This is a genomic window from Lichenihabitans psoromatis (genome assembly GCF_004323635.1).
Taxonomy (GTDB): Bacteria; Pseudomonadota; Alphaproteobacteria; order Rhizobiales; family Beijerinckiaceae; genus Lichenihabitans; species Lichenihabitans psoromatis.
On sequence record NZ_CP036515.1, the window covers coordinates 3,489,947 to 3,507,188 of the forward strand.

The 17,242-nt window shown below is 61.3% G+C and carries 15 protein-coding genes and 1 tRNA gene; 12 read left to right on the forward strand and 4 right to left on the reverse strand.

Annotated features, from left to right (window positions below; genetic code table 11):
• Window positions 1–71 precede the first annotated feature (71 nt).
• Window positions 72–1,274, forward strand: a complete 1,203-nt coding sequence (locus EY713_RS16325; RefSeq protein ID WP_131116753.1) for a bifunctional 2-C-methyl-D-erythritol 4-phosphate cytidylyltransferase/2-C-methyl-D-erythritol 2,4-cyclodiphosphate synthase — start codon at window positions 72–74, stop codon at window positions 1,272–1,274.
• A gap of 13 nt (window positions 1,275–1,287) precedes the next feature.
• Complete coding sequence (locus EY713_RS16330) at window positions 1,288–1,806, forward strand: CinA family protein (RefSeq protein WP_131116756.1); 519 nt, start codon at window positions 1,288–1,290, stop codon at window positions 1,804–1,806.
• Between the two features lie 36 nt (window positions 1,807–1,842).
• On the opposite strand, the gene EY713_RS16335 is transcribed toward EY713_RS16330, so the two are convergent.
• A complete protein-coding gene (locus tag EY713_RS16335; protein ID WP_131116759.1) occupies window positions 1,843–2,331 on the reverse strand; it encodes a type II toxin-antitoxin system RatA family toxin in 489 nt (162 codons plus the stop codon).
• A gap of 252 nt (window positions 2,332–2,583) precedes the next feature.
• Here EY713_RS16335 and EY713_RS16340 point away from each other — a divergent pair, with 252 nt between their 5' ends.
• From EY713_RS16340 to EY713_RS16355, 4 genes are all read left to right on the forward strand, one after another.
• Window positions 2,584–3,144, forward strand: a complete 561-nt coding sequence (locus EY713_RS16340) for a polysaccharide biosynthesis/export family protein (protein ID WP_131116762.1) — start codon at window positions 2,584–2,586, stop codon at window positions 3,142–3,144.
• Between the two features lie 108 nt (window positions 3,145–3,252).
• Entirely contained in the window at window positions 3,253–4,473 is a 1,221-nt protein-coding gene (locus EY713_RS16345; protein ID WP_131116765.1) for a glycosyltransferase, read from the forward strand.
• Window positions 4,474–4,485: 12 nt separating this feature from the next.
• On the forward strand, window positions 4,486–6,045 hold the full coding sequence (locus tag EY713_RS16350) for an undecaprenyl-phosphate glucose phosphotransferase (RefSeq protein WP_131116769.1): 1,560 nt from the start codon (window positions 4,486–4,488) through the stop codon (window positions 6,043–6,045).
• Window positions 6,035–7,357 carry an O-antigen ligase family protein gene (locus EY713_RS16355; protein ID WP_177525406.1) on the forward strand — a complete coding sequence of 441 codons (1,323 nt, stop codon included), beginning with the start codon at window positions 6,035–6,037 and terminating at the stop codon, window positions 7,355–7,357. The genes EY713_RS16350 and EY713_RS16355 overlap by 11 nt, the downstream gene beginning before the upstream one ends.
• Here EY713_RS16355 and EY713_RS16360 read toward each other — a convergent pair.
• Window positions 7,334–8,572, reverse strand: coding sequence for a glycosyltransferase family 4 protein (locus EY713_RS16360; protein ID WP_131119840.1), 1,239 nt, complete (start codon window positions 8,570–8,572; stop codon window positions 7,334–7,336). The genes EY713_RS16355 and EY713_RS16360 overlap by 24 nt on opposite strands.
• Before the next feature lie 227 nt (window positions 8,573–8,799).
• Here EY713_RS16360 and EY713_RS16365 point away from each other — a divergent pair, with 227 nt between their 5' ends.
• From EY713_RS16365 to EY713_RS16385, 5 genes are all read left to right on the forward strand, one after another.
• Window positions 8,800–9,363: a fasciclin domain-containing protein gene (locus EY713_RS16365; RefSeq protein WP_131116772.1), complete on the forward strand. Its 564-nt coding sequence runs from the start codon at window positions 8,800–8,802 to the stop codon at window positions 9,361–9,363.
• Window positions 9,363–9,809 carry a DUF423 domain-containing protein gene (locus EY713_RS16370; protein ID WP_131116774.1) on the forward strand — a complete coding sequence of 149 codons (447 nt, stop codon included), beginning with the start codon at window positions 9,363–9,365 and terminating at the stop codon, window positions 9,807–9,809. Before EY713_RS16365 ends, EY713_RS16370 begins: the two co-directional genes overlap by 1 nt.
• Window positions 9,810–9,933: 124 nt before the next feature.
• Window positions 9,934–10,485, forward strand: coding sequence for a sigma-70 family RNA polymerase sigma factor (locus EY713_RS16375; protein WP_131116777.1), 552 nt, complete (start codon window positions 9,934–9,936; stop codon window positions 10,483–10,485).
• Window positions 10,482–11,210, forward strand: coding sequence for an anti-sigma factor (locus EY713_RS16380; protein WP_165491162.1), 729 nt, complete (start codon window positions 10,482–10,484; stop codon window positions 11,208–11,210). Before EY713_RS16375 ends, EY713_RS16380 begins: the two co-directional genes overlap by 4 nt.
• 316 nt (window positions 11,211–11,526) lie before the next feature.
• Window positions 11,527–12,060: a sigma-70 family RNA polymerase sigma factor gene (locus EY713_RS16385; RefSeq protein WP_245504367.1), complete on the forward strand. Its 534-nt coding sequence runs from the start codon at window positions 11,527–11,529 to the stop codon at window positions 12,058–12,060.
• 339 nt (window positions 12,061–12,399) lie between these two features.
• Here the strand turns inward: EY713_RS16385 and EY713_RS16390 are convergent, their stop codons facing one another.
• Window positions 12,400–13,884 carry a porin gene (locus EY713_RS16390; RefSeq protein WP_131116787.1) on the reverse strand — a complete coding sequence of 495 codons (1,485 nt, stop codon included), beginning with the start codon at window positions 13,882–13,884 and terminating at the stop codon, window positions 12,400–12,402.
• Between the two features lie 633 nt (window positions 13,885–14,517).
• Between EY713_RS16390 and EY713_RS16395 the strand changes: the two genes are divergently transcribed.
• Window positions 14,518–14,611, forward strand: a tRNA-Ser gene (locus EY713_RS16395).
• A gap of 113 nt (window positions 14,612–14,724) precedes the next feature.
• On the opposite strand, the gene EY713_RS16400 is transcribed toward EY713_RS16395, so the two are convergent.
• A complete protein-coding gene (locus tag EY713_RS16400) occupies window positions 14,725–16,965 on the reverse strand; it encodes a peptidase domain-containing ABC transporter (RefSeq protein ID WP_131116790.1) in 2,241 nt (746 codons plus the stop codon).
• Window positions 16,966–17,242: the final 277 nt, after the last annotated feature.

Consider the following 17,242-nt stretch of genomic DNA (forward strand, 5'->3'; position numbering starts at 1 on the left):
GCCACTTGGCGACAGTTTGACGCCGCGCGGGCGTGAGTTGGTCGAAATCGTATTCGGAGTGTGTTTGCACGATGCCTGCCTCGTCCCATGTTCTTGTCGTCGCTGCAGGCCGGGGGTCGCGCGCCGGCGCTGGATTGCCCAAGCAATTCAGGACGCTCGCGGGTCAGTCGCTGATTGCGCGGACGCTTCATGCGCTTTTGTCGGCTCATCCGGACCTTCGTGTCACGCCGGTGATCCATCCTGACGACACCGATTTGTTCAGCGAAGCGGCCAGGTTGCTCGATGCGACGATGCGCGAGCGGCTGCACGCTCCCGTTTTCGGTGGCGCGAGCCGGCAGGACAGCGTTCGCCTTGGGCTTGAGGCACTGGCACTGCATGACGTCGCGCCAGACATCGTGCTGATCCACGATGGGGCCCGTCCCTTCGTCTCGCCGGAGCTCGTGCTGCGGGCGATTGCGGCCGCGGATCGACACCAAGCGGCAGTTCCCGGCTGCGCCGTCACCGACACGATCAAGCAGATCGGCTCGGACGGGGCGGTGCTCGGCACACTGGATCGCCAGCAGTTGCGAGCCGTGCAGACGCCGCAAGCCTTTGCGTTTCCGCTGATCCTCGCGGCTCATCGTCAAGCCGCCCAAGCGGGGCGCAACGACCTGACCGATGACGGGGCCGTGGCTGAATATGCCGGCCATTCAGTTTACGTGTTTGAAGGCGATGTCATCAACGTGAAGATCACGACCCCCATGGATTTCATGTCTGCCGAAGCCCGCCTGCTCGCCACCCTGCCGGACATCCGCGTCGGCCAGGGCTACGACGTCCACTCCTTCACCGACGGCGACCATGTGTGGCTTGGCGGCGTTCGTATCCCGCATGATCGCAAGCTGACCGGCCATTCCGACGCCGATGTCGTGCTGCACGCCTTAACCGATGCGGTCCTCGGTGCGATCGGCGACGGCGATATCGGCGTACACTTCCCGCCCAGCGACGAGAAATGGCGTGGCGCGCGGTCCGCTCTCTTCTTGAAGGATGCGATCGAGCGCGTCGGCAAGCGGGGCGGCGTCGTGGCGCATCTCGACGTCACGATCGTATGCGAAGCGCCGAAAATCGGCCCGCATCGCGAGGCCATGCGGGCCGCGATCGCCGAGATCGCCGGGATTGGCATCGACCGGGTCGGCATCAAGGCCACCACATCGGAACTCATGGGGTTCGTTGGCCGTCGCGAAGGCATGGCGGCTTGGGCTCTTGCGACGGTTCGTCTGCCGCTCGGGCCAACCTGATACGGAGGCGTCGATGTTCCAGCCCGCCCTGCTGCGCCGTGCCGAACTTCTCTTGGATGCATGTCGGGTCAGGTCGCTGATGATCGCTACGGCGGAGTCATGCACAGGCGGCCTCGTCGCGGCCTTGTTGACCGAGATCGCTGGATCCTCCGCCGTGGTCGATCGCGGCTTTGTGACCTATTCGAACGACGCCAAGCGCCAGATGCTCGGCGTCCCGGATGATGTGTTGGCCCATGACGGCGCCGTCTCCGAGGCCACCGCCCGAGCCATGGCGGCCGGAGCGATCACCCGCTCGAACGCCGACATGGCGGTCAGCATCACGGGTATTGCCGGGCCGGGCGGCGGCAGCGAAGCCAAGCCCGTGGGGCTGGTGCATTTTGCCTGTCAGGTGCGGGTTGGCGCTGGTCGGGCGGGCGCGAGCAACCATATCGAGCGCCGTTTCGGGCCTCTGACCCGCGATGCTATTCGACTGGCGTCGGTCGAGCAGGCCTTGGCGCTGCTGGAAGCCGCCATCGCGGCCACGCCGGCCTGACGCGTCCGAGCGCCAACCGGCGGAAGGTTTTCACCGTTAAGGCGCCACCACACGCGTGCCAGCGTGCGGGTACACGCGGTTGGCACGCTCCTCGAACGCCTCGGCGAAGCGCCTGAATGCCGCTTCGAAGACAGAGCCCATGAGCATGCCGAACATCCGGCTTTTGAACTCGTAGTCGATGAAGAACTCGACGGTCGATTCGGGCCCTTTTGACCCCGATGGCAAATCGACGAAACGCCACCGATTTTCCATGCGCTTGAACGGCCCGTCGACATATTCGACGAGAATCTGCATCTGCGGCCGATCCATCGTGACCCGGCTCGTGAAGGTCTCGCGGATGGCCTTGTAGCCGATCCGCATGTCGGCGAGCAGTTGCTCGCGACCATCGTCGAGCGTCGTCCGGCGTCGAATGTCCAGGCTCTGACAAAGCGGCAGGAACAACGGATAATGCTCCACATCGGCAACGAGATCGAACATGTCGCTTGCGGTATGTCGAACGCGACGGCTGGTGCGGAATGTTGGCATGTGTCTCGATCGGCCTGAGTGAACCGGATGAGGGACCGATCCTCGTGAATCGTCTCCTCCGTCATGCGTGACATTTAGGGGCTTCGGCCGGCTTTCGCCATCGGTTCAAATCGCCACCCGGCTTTGCGCCGCAAGCAGGTCTCCACTCCCCCCACCTGCGACACCTCAGCTTTCGTTAACCATGTCGGCTTACAACAATGACTAAGAATCACGAGCCGCAACAATTGTTGTGGCCTTGCCCGGTTAACTTCCATGCGGCGAACCCTCACGGCAATCGGTCTGGCCTTAACCGTTCTGACAAGCGGATGCGCCGGGCAGAACTATCCCACGGATCTCTTCCGTGCCCAGGCCAATGCCCCGTATCAACTCGGGAGCGGCGATCGGCTTCGGATCATCGTGTTCGGGCAGGATGCACTGTCGAATTCCTATTCGGTGTCGGGCGCCGGGGCGGTGTCGCTCCCGCTTGCCGGGGATGTGCGCGTCGGCGGCCTCACGACGACGCAGGCCGAACGCCTGATCGAGACACGGCTGCGTGCCGGCTTCCTGCGCGAACCGCATGTGTCGGTCGAGGTCGAGGCCTTTCGGCCCTTCTTCATTCTTGGCGAGGTCACGCTGCCTGGCCAATACCCCTTCGTGAACGGCATGACGGCCCAAAAAGCGATCGCCATTGCGGGCGGTTATACGCCGCGCGGCTTCCAAGGGTCTGTCGATGTGACCCGCAGCGTCAATGGTGCGCCGGTGACCGGAACGGTTCCGTTAACGTTCCCAATACGTCCAGGCGACACGCTGACCGTCGAGGAAAGGTTCTTTTAGGAAACCGGTCCATAAAGCCTTGCGAGAGCGAGGCCATGGCGGCCTCGCCTGCAGTTCTGTTCCGGACGATATCGCTCGCGCGATCTCGCCCCGGAATGCGAGGCCGGTATGCGGGACGCGTCACGCCACCAAGATGACAGTCTCAAGATCCTTCATGTCTTGCGTGCGCCTCTCGGCGGTCTGTTCAGGCATGTCCTCGATCTGACGCGCGAGCAGGTCGCCCGTGGACATCATGTCGGGCTCGTTGCGGATGCGAGCACCGGCGGCGCAATGGCCGACCGGGTGCTTGCCGATCTGGAGCCTCACCTCGCGCTCGGCGTCACGCGTTTCGCCATGCGGCGTAACCCGCATCTGACGGATGTGTCGGCTCTGTTCAAGATCGCGGCGCTGACTCGTAAGCTCCGCCCGGACGTGCTGCATGGGCATGGATCGAAAGGCGCGACCTTTGCGCGACTTCCGGCGATCCTGCCCTGGGCCGATGCTCATGTAGTGCGGGTCTACACGCCTCATGGCGGAAGCCTCAATTACGCGCCAGGCACGATGTTGCACCGCCTTTACATGCGGATGGAGCGGATCATGGCGCAGTCGTCCGACCTGATCCTCTTCGAGAGCGCCTATATCGAGGGCCGGTATGGCCGATCCGTCGGTCGACCTCGTTGTTTGTCCCGCGTCGCCTTGAACGGGATCTCCGAGGCCGAGTTTCTGCCGATCGTGCCGGCGGCGGATGCGGCAGAGTTTCTCTATGTCGGTGAACTGCGCGAAGCGAAAGGGATCGACACGCTTCTGGACGCGATCGCCGCAGCCAGCATCGTGACGGGTCGCCGGTTACGAGCTGTTCTGGTCGGGTCCGGTCCCGACCGAGATAAGCTGCAGGCCCGGGCCGCGTCCCTCGGTCTTCAGCAGGATATCGTCTTTGCGGGGCCGATGCCGGCGCGGCAAGCGTTCGAGCTCGGTCGCGTGCTCGTCGTGCCGTCGCGCGCCGAGTCCCTCCCCTACGTCATTCTCGAGGCAGCCGGGGCCCAATTGCCGATCATCGCCACCAATGTCGGTGGCATCCCCGAGATCTTCGGACCCTATCGGGATCGATTGATCGCTCCGAACGATGTTGCGGGCTTGTGCGACAAAATGATCGAGCAACTCAGCCTATCGCTCGATGAGGAGCGAGGGGCCGCGGTTCAACTTGCCGATCATGTTCACCTGGAATTCGGAATGGCCCGCATGGTCGATGGCGTTATGACCGCGTATCTTGATGCAATGGCCGAAAAAGCAATGCACTCGACCGGGGGAGAGCGATCGTCGTCTCTGCGGCCCGGTGGCTTTGGCCTGTAGGAGCTCGTTTCCATGACATCGCCTCCCGGCGGCTTCACGCCGGACGACATTCGCCGCAGCAAAGCGCTCGATCCCATGGGTCAGGCCGCGCGCCCCTCGACCCGCCCTCCCTCGCCCCGGCTCGTGGCCCTCGCCGAAGCGATGGGTGGCCCGCAATCTCGTCCGCCCTATTCGCCGGTCGTTTTGGCGGGTGTCGTTCGGATGGTCGAGTTTGCGTTGCTGTGCGCCGTCGGGTTTCTGATCCACGAGGTCTATGTCGCGCCGCTATCTGACAGCAGCGTCGCTTACGTGGCCATGATCCTGATCGTGGGCGCGCTCAGCATCATCGGGTTTCAAGCCGTTCACGCCAATTCGGTCACGGCGTTCCGCGCGCCTGTGACGTTCGGGTTGCGTGTTGCTGCCGTCTGGACATTCGTCTTTCTCGTCGCCCTGGCCGCGATCTTCTTTCTCAAGCTCGAGGGCACGTTCTCACGCGTGTGGCTGCTCAGCTGGTATGGCATCGGCCTGGCGGCTCTCCTGCTCGAGCGCGGGGCCATATCGATGGTGATGCGCCACATGAGCCGGATCGGCCGTCTCGATCGCCGCACCGTGATTGTGGGAGGCGGCGCCCCCGCCGAGTCGTTGCTGACAGCCTTTGGCGACCAATCGGAGACCGACGTCCGCATCATTGGAGTTTTCGACGACCGCGACGACGATCGCTCGCCAGACGTGGTGGCGGGCTATCCGAAGCTTGGCAACATTGACGATCTTGTGGAATTCGCCCGCCACACGCGGCTCGATCTCGTCATCTTCACTCTGCCGATCACGGCGGAGCAGCGCCTTTTGCAAATGTTACGAAAACTATGGGTGTTGCCGATCGACATTCGGCTCGCGGCTCATATCAACAAGCTTCGGTTCCGCCCGCGGTCTTACTCCTACATCGGATCTGTTCCGGTTCTCGATGTGTTCGACAAGCCGATCGCCGATTGGGACGTCGTCTCGAAATGGGTCTTCGACCGGCTCGTTGGCGCCTTGGCGCTGCTGGTTCTCTCACCCGTTCTCCTGGTCATCGCCATCGCGGTGAAACTCGACTCGAAGGGTCCGGTCCTGTTCAAGCAGAAGCGCCATGGCTTCAACAACGAGATCATCGAGGTCTTCAAGTTCCGCTCGATGTATGTCGACCAATTGGACTATGTGGTCAGCAAACAGGTAACGCGAGGCGATCCGCGCGTCACACGGGTCGGTCGCTTCATCCGCCGCACATCGCTCGACGAGTTGCCGCAGCTGTTCAACGTCGTGTTTTGGGGCAATCTCTCGCTGGTGGGGCCGCGGCCGCATGTTGTTCACGCGACCGCCGCCGACCGGGCCTATGATGAAGTCGTCGATGGGTATTTCGCCCGTCATCGGGTTCGACCCGGCATTACGGGCTGGGCGCAAGTCAACGGGTGGCGCGGCGAAACCGATACCTCCGACAAGATCCAGCGCCGCGTCGAGCATGATCTCGCCTATATCGAGAACTGGTCGATCTTCTTCGATCTTTACATCCTGCTGATCACGCCGGTCGCTCTCGTCAAGGCCGAGAATGCATATTGACCGTGCAGTGGCGGCGGCGAGCGCCGGGTCGGCTCAGGCTGCCCCCATCGCGGTGCGGCTGCCGCCGTTGCGGTTTAATTATAATGTCCTGATTAAACTGAGCTTCTTTCTTTTCGTCGTGTGCGGCGCCATCGCTCTCGTCGAACCATCGCCCTACGATTTCGCCTCGTTCCTCACGATCGGGCTCTGGTTCCTCGGCGGCTTCAGGGTCCATCGCTTCATCCTTGCGTTCCTGGCCCTGATCTTCGTCTATAACTTCGGCGGCTTCGTCGCTCTGCTTCCGTATCTGAACGAGCCCGACCCGACCCTCTTTATGTTGCAATCGCTTTATCTTGCGATCACGGCCGTGTTTTTCGCGCTTTTTTTTGCCGAGAATACACTGGCGCGGGCCGAGCTTTGCCTGAAAGCCTATGCGTTCAGCACGGTGGTTGCGGCTGCTTGCGGAATTCTCGGCTATTTCAACATCGGCGGGACGGAGGATCTGTTCTCTAAATACGGTCGCGCCTCCGGAACGTTTAAGGACCCCAACGTCCTCGGCTCCTACCTCATCATGGGTGCGCTGTACTTCATTCAGAGCCTCATTCTCCGCCGCACCCGGCACCTCCTTCTCACGCTTTCGGCCTTGTTCATCGTGGTGGCCGGCATCTTCCTGTCGTTCTCACGTGGGTCGTGGGGCGCTTTCATTGTCGCGGCCCTGATGACGATGGTGTTTGCGTTCCACTCCAACCGCGACGCGAGGGTGCGCCGACGCATTGTGGTGATGGCGGCTGTGGCGGTCGGCGTCGCCTTGATCGGCATCGTACTGCTGCTCTCGATCGACAGCACCCGCGAGTTCTTTCTCCAGCGCGCCAGCGTCACACAGGAATATGATGAAGGAGAAACGGGGCGCTTCGGCAACCAACTGCGCTCACTTCCGATGCTGCTCGACCGGCTGAATGGCTTCGGGCCGCTTCGGTTTCGGCTGATCTTCGACCTCGATCCGCATAATTCCTACATCAACTCCTTCGCGTCCTACGGATGGCTTGGCGGGTCGGCGTTCTTGCTGATGGTCGGGCTCACGATCTTCATCGGTTTTCGCTTGGCGCTCGCGCGCTCGCCCTACGCCCGGATCGCGCATGTCTACTGGCCCGCGCTTTTCGTCTTTCTCATGCAGGGGTTTCAGATCGATATCGACCACTGGCGGCATGTCTATCTGATGCTCGGCGCCGTCTGGGGTATCGAGACCGCTCGCATCCGCTGGCTCGAACGACCCGCTTGGGTCGAACGCCCGGTCGGCTTGCGCCAGTCGTCAGGCCGCCTGCCCTCGCGGTGAAGCCGGAGCGAGGCGCGCGCGGTAGACCGAGGTGATGGCCGCGATGTGGCGTTGCAGTGTGGGCGGGTTCGACCAGTAGAGCTCATAGGCACGCTGTGATAGCCGTTCGACCAGCGCATCGTTCGCCATCTCGCGCAACGCACGGGCGAGATCGGCGGCGTCACCGCTCTTGAACCAGAGCCCCGCGACACCGTCTTCGATCTCTTCCCGCCCAGCGCAACCGTCCGATACGATGACCGGGGTGCCGAGCGATTTTGCCTCAAGAACCGTGAGGGGCTGGCCTTCGTACCAGAGCGACGGGAACACCAAGGCGCGCGCCTCCCGCATCAACTGCCTGACCTCGTCCGGGCCTTTCCAGCCGAGAAGCCGCGCCTCCGGAAAGCGCGCCGCGAGTTCCGAGGCCGCCGGTCCGTCGCCAACGAAGAGTGGGACGATGCCCGCAAGACGGGCGGCCTCGGCAAAGAGAAATGGCCCCTTCTCAGGCGAGAGACGGCCGATGAACATCATGTCGGCGCCCGGCCTCGGCGGCTTCTGGCCCAGATCGAGCGCATCGATAGGGTTTGAAATTTCGTGCACCGGAATGTCGGTGGGCAGGCGATGGCCGATGACGTCGAGCTGGAATTTCGAGATGCAGATATAGTCGGAAAAAACGGTCGGGAGATGGGCAATCCGCTCCATCACGACTTGCCGAGCCGCGCGCCAAAGCTTCCGCCCATAGGTGCGCGAGTCGCAGTGCGTGCTCCAGCACGCCAGCGACAGAGGATCGAGCGGACAGGCGTGATGCTTCTGATAATTATAGAAGCCACCATTCGGGCACAGGATGAAATATTCATGCATCGTATAGATCGCGGGTAAACCCGACCGCGCGATGGGGACCGCGATGGATGGTGAAAGCGCTTTCGCCCAACCATGGACGTGCACAACGGTGCGACCGGCTGGACAGGTGGCGAGAAGCTCCCCCAGCCGCTTTGCAGCCACGCCGTTCCAGATGCCCTGAACAGCGGCTGCCGCCTTGGACGTATGGCCGATCAGGTCCGCTTGGCCGAGACAAATCACCTCGACGCCCGCTGCGCTGAGAGCGGGCGCGATCGGGCCGACAGCCGCAAAGATGATCGGTCGATGGCCCGCTTGCTTGAGCCCGATGGCACTGTCGAACGCGACTTTAGCCTGACCGCCGGTAACGGAGGCCCAATCGAGAACGATGATGACCGTCATCGGATCGGCGATGTGCTTGTCCATCGCTCACGTTTATCACAGCGGGCTTAATGTGCGGTTGCGGAAGGCCGATCGATCGCCGCCGTCACGGTCGGGTCGGGGCCACGTCTCGGGCGAGCCGCCAAGGTTACTGCCCATCAACCGGCCATTGAACTCTGAAACTCTTTGATAAGAGCCGCGTAACTTAAGCTGTCTCCCTTGAGGAGGCTGACCTTGTGGAGGTAAACATGTTTTCGAACAGGAACAGCCAGTTCGTCGCCGGTATCGTGCTCGCTCTTGGCGTCGCCGCTGCTCCGGCCGCTTACGCTGCCGTCAAGATGGTCGGTGGTGCACCGATGTATCCGACCAAGAACATCGTCGAAAATGCCGTCAATTCCAAGGATCACACGACGCTTGTCGCAGCCGTCAAGGCAGCCGGTCTCGTCGATACGCTGTCGGGCCCCGGCCCGTTCACGGTTTTCGCGCCGACCAACCGCGCCTTCGCCAAGCTGCCCAAGGGCACTGTCGAGAGCCTCGTTCAGCCTGAGAACAAGGACAAGCTGACCGCGATCCTGACCTATCATGTCGTTCCCGGCACCCTGACGGCCGCTGAATTGAAGCAGCAGGTCAAGGCTGGTGGCGGCAAGGCCGAGCTGAAGACTGTGAATGGCGACACGCTCACCGTAACGGCGCATGGCAAGGGTCTCGATGTGACCGATGCCAAGGGTGACGTCGCGCGCATCACCATTCCGGATGTCATGCAGTCGAACGGCGTCATTCACGTCATCGACACGGTCATGATCCCGGGCTGATGCCTGAAACAAATCGAAAAACGACAGAGGCGCCGCGACCTGCGCGGCGTCAGACTAGCGGGTCCGTTTCGTCAATCGCGACGGGCCTGCAGGGCTTGGCGGGATTGCTCGGCGCCGGGGGAGTTGCTGTTGCGGCAGCGGCGGCTCATCGAGGCGGAGGAGACATTACGGCGATTGCCGCCAATATGATGTTGATCCATGCGGCGGCCATCTTTGCGATCCTGGCATCGACGCAGCATTCGACGTCACGGGCGGTGCTGCTCGGCGTCATCGCCATGCTGATCGGGGCGGTGTTGTTTTCCGGAGAACTGGCGCTCGCCGGCTTGACCGGCGAACGGCCGTGGCCCACGGCTGCTCCCATCGGCGGAAGTCTGTTGATTGCAGGGTGGCTGGTTGTCGGTCTGGCCATGGTGTACCGCGCCGTGATGGGAGCGGCGAAGCCCTGATCGCGCTGCGCCGACCCAATTTCGGAACGAGTGCTCCTGCCTTGGTGAACACGGCGAAGTCGCATAGAACCAGCTAAGCGTACCAGGGCGGGTGGCCTTTGGACGTCAGCTGGTGGGGCAGGAAATGCTTGGTTCGTCCCGTGAACTCGCTGTGGTGCTGCAACGGGTGGCCCAACGCGATCAGGCGGCCTTTGAGGTTTTGTACAACGCGACGAACCGTAAACTTTATGGGATCGTTTTGCGTATTTTGGTCAGCAGGAGCTTGGCGGACGAAATTCTTCAGGAGGTCTATGTGAAAATCTGGCAGAAGGCCGTCGATTTCGACCCTGGGAAAGCGTCCCCGATCACATGGATGGCCGTCATCGCACGCAATCGGGCGCTCGATGAGGTTCGCCGTCCGTCTCACTCGGCCATGCAGGACGACATCAGCGAGGGGCTCGAAATCCCTGCCGAGGTGGATCATCCCCTCGACAGTATGGAGCGAAGCGACAGCTTCAAGGCCCTGCTGGTATGCCTACAAACGCTCGATCCGGAGCGTCGTGAAATCCTGCTTCTGGCTTACTATCGCGGTTTGAGTCGCGACGCTCTCGCGCGGCGGTTCAACCACCCGACCGCCACAATCAAGACATGGCTGCACAGAAGCCTGGCCCAGTTGAAGAACTGTCTCGCATCATGACGACTCCCGAAACCACCGATCATCCCGACATGCTGGCTGGAGAATATGTTCTCGGAACGCTCGATCATGCCGAGCGGACGCAAGCGTCGCTTCGCCGTGTGAGTGACCCCGTTTTCGATGGTGCTGTTACGGCTTGGGAACATCGTCTGGCCCCGCTTGATGAGGCAACGCCCGAAGTGGAGCCGCCGACCGAGTTGTGGTCGTCGATCTTGGCGCGAATCATGGGTTTGAGTGCCGCTGGAATCGGTGCTGCCGGGAACGTGGTTCAACTCAGCCGACAACTTCAGCGTTGGAAACAAGTCGCTGCCGCGTCGATGGCGCTCGCGGCCGCCTTGGCGCTTTGGGTTGCGGTCTCGCCCTTCATGGCGACGCGTGGTGTAAACGAGCCTCTGGTGGCCGTCTTGCAGAAGACGAACGACGCTCCGGCTTTCGTGATGCGGGCCGATCTTCGGGACAATGCTCTCTCGATCAATCCTGTCGCTGCGACCCCGATCCAAGGCAAGTCCTACGAATTATGGATCATCGATGCCGATCTCGGTGCGCCGAAGTCACTAGGGATCCTTGGTGAGGATCACGTCTCGCAAACCAAACTCCCCAATGTGCCGCGCGCCGTCTTGGAACGAGCCACATATGCCGTCACGGTCGAGCCGCCCGGCGGATCCGTGAATGGCGTCCCATCAGGTGCCCCGGTTTTCTTCGGACATCTGCTGCGAACCGGGCCGTGAAACTTGATTTCTAGCGCCGGCGGTCCGATATCTAATGTAACGGTTTTAAACATGTGGCCCAAGTTGCATTCTGCAGCCCGTCAAAGCGCCGTCACGGTCGCGATGCCATCATCGTTTGGACGATCATAGTAGGTTAACGCTAGTCTCGACAGGATAGCGTCCTGATCGAGTGGCTCGGCGAGGGGAGTTTAACATGGGTGTGAACGAAGCCGAACAAGGTCAAGGCTCGGCCGCATCCACGACGGAGTCGTCCGAGGCAGAGCAAACGACGCTCCGTCCCGCCGAACCGAAACCGACACATGCTCTCAAAGACGACATGCTTCGGACCATTCCTAGCCTGCGGGCCTTTGCGTTCTCGCTTTGCGGAAATGCCGACCGTGCCGATGATCTGGTTCAAGAGACCTTGATGAAGGCCTGGATCAATCAGAATTCATTCACGCCGGGCACGAGCATGTCGGCTTGGCTGTTTACGATCCTGCGGAACGTCTTCTACTCGGAATATCGGAAGCGGCGTCGAGAGGTCGAGGATGCTGAGGGCACTATGGCGGCTCGCCTCGTGTCGGTGCCCGAGCAGAACGGGCATATGGACCTGCAGGATCTCCGCACCGCGCTGCAGAAACTGCCGGCCGAACAGCGGGAGGCTCTCATCCTCGTTGGCGGATCTGGTTTTGCTTACGAAGAAGCGGCGCAGATCTGCGGATGTGCTCTCGGGACGCTGAAGAGCCGCGTCAACCGGGCGCGAACCGCCATCGCGGCCCTTATGGCTTTGGAAACAACCAGCGACGTCGGCAAGCCGGAGTGGAACGCCATGGGCGAGCTCGGCAGTGTCATGATGTGGGAACGAAACTAAGTCCCACCCGGCCATAGTTTCTCTGCGGCTGAGGCTAGTGGAACGCCGCGGAGATGTCGCGCGGCTGCTTCGCGTTGAGCTGAAAACGTAGCCGATGATCTGACGCGGTCTGGTGATGATGGCATCGTCGTGGCGTCGCTGTACTCTGCATCAGCCCCGATAACGACTGTCCGAGGCCTCGCCTACAGACATCCGGCTCAGTCCCCGCTTTGCCATAACGAATAGTGTCTTGTCGCTGAGAAGCGCCGCGGTGCTTTGTCGAAGGATGTCGGGGTCTATTTAATAGAAAAGCCCGGCGCTTTCGCGCCGGGCTTCTTTTGTTGGACGAAACGAGTCGACTTAGAAGTCGCGCTCGACGCGGAGGCGAGCCTCGAAGGCATCGGGGTTCTTCTTGACGCCGACCGGCAGAGCGGTCGCGACCTGGCCGAGTTCGTGAGCCAAGGTCTGGTCGATGCGCATGTAGATCACTTCCACGCCGAAGTTCAGGTCGTGAACCGGGGTGAAGATGAACTGGTTGCCGACGCGGAATTCCGATGCGTCGCCGATACCGCCACGGGTCCAGTCGATGTTCTTGACGATGTTGCCGTAGCCGATCGTCTCGTACGAACCGAACAGAACGTCGTGGAACTGGGGCGTGAAGTAGTGGTGCAAGGCGCCCATGACGTGGAAGCCCGAACCCTTCTGGAGGGTGTAGCCGCCAGTGCCGTTGCCGATCGCGACAGCGTCACGGTCGATATGCTGGAAGCCGCCGAGCGCGAGCGAGTTGAAGCCGGCGTTCAGGTAGTTCGAGGAGTCCTGGTAGAGGTAAGCGCCTTCCTGGTAGCCGCCTTCGATCCACAGATCGTCGCCAGCAGCCAGCATCGGCAGCTTGATCTGCACGCCGCCCTGAACCGCGAAGCCTTCCGTGGTCGAGTTGGCGAACTGGTTGGCGATCGCCACGTTGCCGAGCGGACCCGCAACCGTGTTCACGTCATGGTAGGCAGCCGAGATCTGAGCCGCACCCCAGGCCTGATCGACGCGCAGGACACCGACGACATCCGGGATCGTCTCGCCAGCGTAGACGGCGTTCGCGCCAGCCAGACCGTTGAGGCCGGCAGCCGGGTTGATGGCGCCGGTGCCGAACGCGATGTTGCCGATGTTCTGGCTGAGGTTACGACCGTTGCGGTCTTCGACCGAGATCGTTGCCGAGAAGCCGCCACCGAAGGTCGCGGTGTAAGCGAAGACGTTGTTGCTTTCGTCGGAGTTGGCAATGCCTTCGAAGTTGTAGTTGTCGGCGTAGAAGTCGAAGAACGACTGAACGCGACCGGCCGTGAACCCAGCGAACTGGATGAAGCCCTTGTCGAGATAGGCGTTGTTGCCGCCCTGGTTGGCGAAGGAGTTCTGACCACCAGCGACACCGCCGCCCGAGTAGTTGCCCTGCAGACGATCGATCTGGAAGCGGACGTAGGTGCGCAGCGTGCCATAGGCGGTCTGCGTGCGAGCGTCGGCGTCGATACGACCGCGAGCGAAGAAGCCGCTTGCGTCACGGCTACGGCCCGGGATGAACGTGCCGGTGGCGCGCGGAGCCGCAACCGTGCTGACGCCCGGGCTCGGGAAGAAGGCCGAGTTGTTCTGGATGTAAGCATATTCGGCGCGGATGATGCCGCCGACCTTCAAGCAGGTGTCGGTGCCCGGGATGTAGAAGTAGCCAGCGCCGGTCCAGTCGCAAACGCGAACGTATTCGACCGGGGCAGCCTTCCGAAACGGCAAATCAGCAGCCTGCGCGCCAGCAATAGCGGCCATTCCGGCCACCGAACCAAGAAGAAGACTCTTAACGAGCTTCATAGTACAACCTCCAGTTTGAAAGACCCAACGAGATTAGACTTGCTCTTGTTCGAAGCAGATTGAGACCGGACCGTCTTCATTCCAACTTTATCGAACCGTTGCTACTCTAACCTCCTTATCAACCCGGACTTGCCCTTACAAAACCCGGCGTCTTGGCCGATGGCATCTTTGCAAGAATTCCGTTCCGATCTGAGCGTGGGGTAAACCCCGTTCGCAAAATCAACATACGCGGCGACCCCTCGGCGACAAACGCCAGAATGGTCCCAACGCCCTTCAGTGGGGGGTTTCAGTTCGGATTGTGACATTCGAGCAACGAATTTTCGACCCAATGTTGCCTTGTTGCCGCGTGTCGGCAAAAAAGCATGCCACATATGCGATTGGCAGCATCTGTCGCTTTCACGACCGTAGGCCGATTGCGGCATTCGCTCTCACTTGTGCTGATTCATGGCTCTGATCGCCAACGTTTGACGATGACTCGGTGCCGCATCTCACATCTGGTGTCCGGAGTCGGATGACGTCCCCTTCCCGATCTCCCAGCCTCTTCGGCGCCCTGATCCGGGCATCGAACGCTTGCCATGCCGGGCCTCTTCGGGCATAGGTCTGGACGTTGCTGGTCCACGGACTGCGGCGAGCGGAGATGTGGCCGAGAGGCTGAAGGCGGCGGTTTGCTAAACCGTTATAGGGTTGTAAAGCCCTATCGAGGGTTCGAATCCCTCCGTCTCCGCCAATTGTTGCCTATTCCCCCCATCTCGCTTTCTTGCCTTCTCGCGCTGTCTCGAAGCATCGGGACGACGAAGAGGGCGTGCGAATTCCGCAGAACGATGGGGTGGAACGGTCTGATTAGATCCGCGGACCGCGATAGGCCAATTTCGGCCGGATCTGCGCTGCGCGCGATGCGCCCTGCTGATGCTGATGCTGCTGGTTCCAAAGGCTCGAATAGATCTCGCAGCGGCCGAGCAGTTCCTCGTGCGTGCCGATGTCGTGAACCGTGCCCTGATCAAGAACCATGATGGCGTCACAGCGCACCAGGGACGATAGGCGATGCGAGATCACCAACATGGTTCGCCCGTTTGCGATCGATTCGATGTTGGCGTTCACGATCGCCTCGCTTTCGGCATCGAGTGCACTCGTCGCTTCATCGAGAATCAGCAATTTCGGATCGGTGATGAGCGCACGAGCAATCGCGAGTCGCTGGCGTTGCCCGCCAGACAGATTCGGCGACCCCTCGAAAATATAAGTCTCGTAGCCGCGAGGCAGCTTGTCGATGAACTCCTGCGCGCCGCCGAGGCGGGCCGCCGCCACCATCTCGTCATAGGTCGCGTTCGGTTTCGCGATTGTGATGTTCTCTTTGATGGTCCCGGTGAACAGGTAATTATCCTGCAGGACCACACCGAGGCTGCTCCGCAGGTGATCGATGTCATAGTCTCGGATATCGAGGCCATCGATCTTGATCGACCCCCGGTAATCGGAATGCAGCCTCTGCAAAAGGCGCGTGATGGTCGTCTTCCCCGAGCCGCTGCGCCCCATGACGCCGAGCGTCGTGCCTTGCGCGATATTAAACGTCACATCGTTGAGGGCTCGTCGCGTCGAGCCTTTGTAGCTGAACTGCACTTTCGAGAATTCGAGGTGCCCCTGTAACGGCGTTTTGACGCCGTGGCCGGAACGCCCCTCCTCCGCCGGTTGATTGACCACGTTGGAGACAACCTGGATGGCGATCCGCGCATCGTCCAACTGGCTGACCAATTTGGCGGCTTGGATCAGCGGCGTCGCCACGCGCTGACTGAGCAGCAGGAACGCCAACAGACCGCCGACCGAGATCGGATCGTCGTTGGCGGTCGCCAGATAAACGCCATACGCGAAGGTGCCGCTCACCATCAGCTTTTCCAGCGGCGCGACGACGGTCTGAACCATATTCGACGTGCGGCCTTCGGCGATGCGGGCCATGGCGGCGCGTCTGTTCAACCCGTCCCAAAGCTTGCGCTGCCGCGCGTCGAGCGCGAGTGACTTGACGGTCCTTATGCCCTGCAAGGTCTGGATCATGAAGGATGAACGGGCGCTTTCGGCCGCCACGACGACCGACAGTCGCCGCCGCATCAACGGCATCATCAAGACGATCCAGGTGAAGATCGCCACACAGCAGATCAGCACGATCGCGGTCAGGATCGGGCTAAAGAAGGCCATGACGGGGAGGAAGACCAGCAGGATCCCGAGATCGAGAACGCTTCCGAACATCTGCCCGGTCAAGAACAGGCGGATCTTGTTGCTCTCGTTGAGCTTAAACGCGATGAGACCGATCGGATTGCGCTCGAAAAAGTCGATCGGCAGGCTCAGCACTTTATCGAAAATATAGGTCGAGAGCTTGATGTCGATTCGTGTCGTCAGATGAAGAACGAGGTAGCGGCGGATCGCTGCGAAGACGACATCGAAGGCGGTCAGCACCGCCATGCCCAGACAAATGACGATGAAAGTGCTGATGCTATGGGATTGAAATACCCGGTCCGACATCAGGCGAAAGAAGATGACCGGTGTGAGCGCCAGCAAGCTCAGGATTGCGGCGCAGATCACCACGTCGCGCACGATCCGGCGCTCACGGAAAACCAGGCTAGCGACGAGCTGAGCACTGAACGGCTTGGTCTCGTCCGAAATCGCATAGCTGCGGCTGAACAAGACAACCTCGCCGCTCCACGCCTCCTCCAAGCGATGGCGGTCCACCACGAGCTCGAGTTCGCCCGGAGACATCGGATCCCGGAGCTTGGCCCAGGACAGCTTCGGGTTTTCGCCGACGTCGACAAGCAGCATTGCATTGCCGTTCTTCAGCTTCACCACCGCCGGAAACGTCTTGGCGATCTTGGTGAGGCCGTCCCAGTCGAGTGTCACGGCCTTGCCGCGTAGACCTGAGGCTTGCGCGAGAGTGACGAGCTGATTCGATGTCGCTTCATCGCTCGACGGCCCGAAATCCCTGACCAATCGGTCGAGCGTGACGGTCAGGCCGTGATGCCGGGCCACCAGACTCAGGCATCGCAAAGCGCTATGTGCAGGCCCTTCGTCAGCGCTGGCTGATGGCTGGCTTGTGTCGTCCATCGATCGGAATTCCTGTCACGGCTGTCAGCTTTCTATAGCACAAGGTGATTGCTTGGTCGCCTTCCGTAACGAGAAGCTACCTCGTCGAGAATACGAATGGGCCTCAATCACTCCCACTCGATGGTCAACTGGTTTGAGTCCGCGTTGTAAATATTGGGTTTTCTGCTCATGCTCCGAACCGATACCAACCGCGATACCACCAGGTTCGCGGACCGCCACTGGCCCGCTTCCTCCTAAAGGCAACTGGTGACGACGATCGGGATGGCACCGAGGCTCA

Excerpts from the sequence above, each read along its gene's own strand:
- EY713_RS16325 (WP_131116753.1), top strand. The coding sequence starts at position 72 with ATGCCTGCCTCGTCCCATGTTCTTGTCGTCGCTGCAGGCCGGGGGTCG.
- EY713_RS16330 (WP_131116756.1), top strand. The coding sequence starts at position 1,288 with ATGTTCCAGCCCGCCCTGCTGCGCCGTGCCGAACTTCTCTTGGATGCA.
- EY713_RS16335 (WP_131116759.1), bottom strand. The coding sequence starts at position 2,331 with ATGCCAACATTCCGCACCAGCCGTCGCGTTCGACATACCGCAAGCGAC.
- EY713_RS16340 (WP_131116762.1), top strand. The coding sequence starts at position 2,584 with ATGCGGCGAACCCTCACGGCAATCGGTCTGGCCTTAACCGTTCTGACA.
- EY713_RS16345 (WP_131116765.1), top strand. The coding sequence starts at position 3,253 with ATGCGGGACGCGTCACGCCACCAAGATGACAGTCTCAAGATCCTTCAT.
- EY713_RS16350 (WP_131116769.1), top strand. The coding sequence starts at position 4,486 with ATGACATCGCCTCCCGGCGGCTTCACGCCGGACGACATTCGCCGCAGC.
- EY713_RS16355 (WP_177525406.1), top strand. The coding sequence starts at position 6,035 with ATGCATATTGACCGTGCAGTGGCGGCGGCGAGCGCCGGGTCGGCTCAG.
- EY713_RS16360 (WP_131119840.1), bottom strand. The coding sequence starts at position 8,572 with ATGACGGTCATCATCGTTCTCGATTGGGCCTCCGTTACCGGCGGTCAG.
- EY713_RS16365 (WP_131116772.1), top strand. The coding sequence starts at position 8,800 with ATGTTTTCGAACAGGAACAGCCAGTTCGTCGCCGGTATCGTGCTCGCT.
- EY713_RS16370 (WP_131116774.1), top strand. The coding sequence starts at position 9,363 with ATGCCTGAAACAAATCGAAAAACGACAGAGGCGCCGCGACCTGCGCGG.
- EY713_RS16375 (WP_131116777.1), top strand. The coding sequence starts at position 9,934 with ATGCTTGGTTCGTCCCGTGAACTCGCTGTGGTGCTGCAACGGGTGGCC.
- EY713_RS16380 (WP_165491162.1), top strand. The coding sequence starts at position 10,482 with ATGACGACTCCCGAAACCACCGATCATCCCGACATGCTGGCTGGAGAA.
- EY713_RS16385 (WP_245504367.1), top strand. The coding sequence starts at position 11,527 with ATGCTTCGGACCATTCCTAGCCTGCGGGCCTTTGCGTTCTCGCTTTGC.
- EY713_RS16390 (WP_131116787.1), bottom strand. The coding sequence starts at position 13,884 with ATGAAGCTCGTTAAGAGTCTTCTTCTTGGTTCGGTGGCCGGAATGGCC.
- EY713_RS16400 (WP_131116790.1), bottom strand. The coding sequence starts at position 16,965 with ATGGACGACACAAGCCAGCCATCAGCCAGCGCTGACGAAGGGCCTGCA.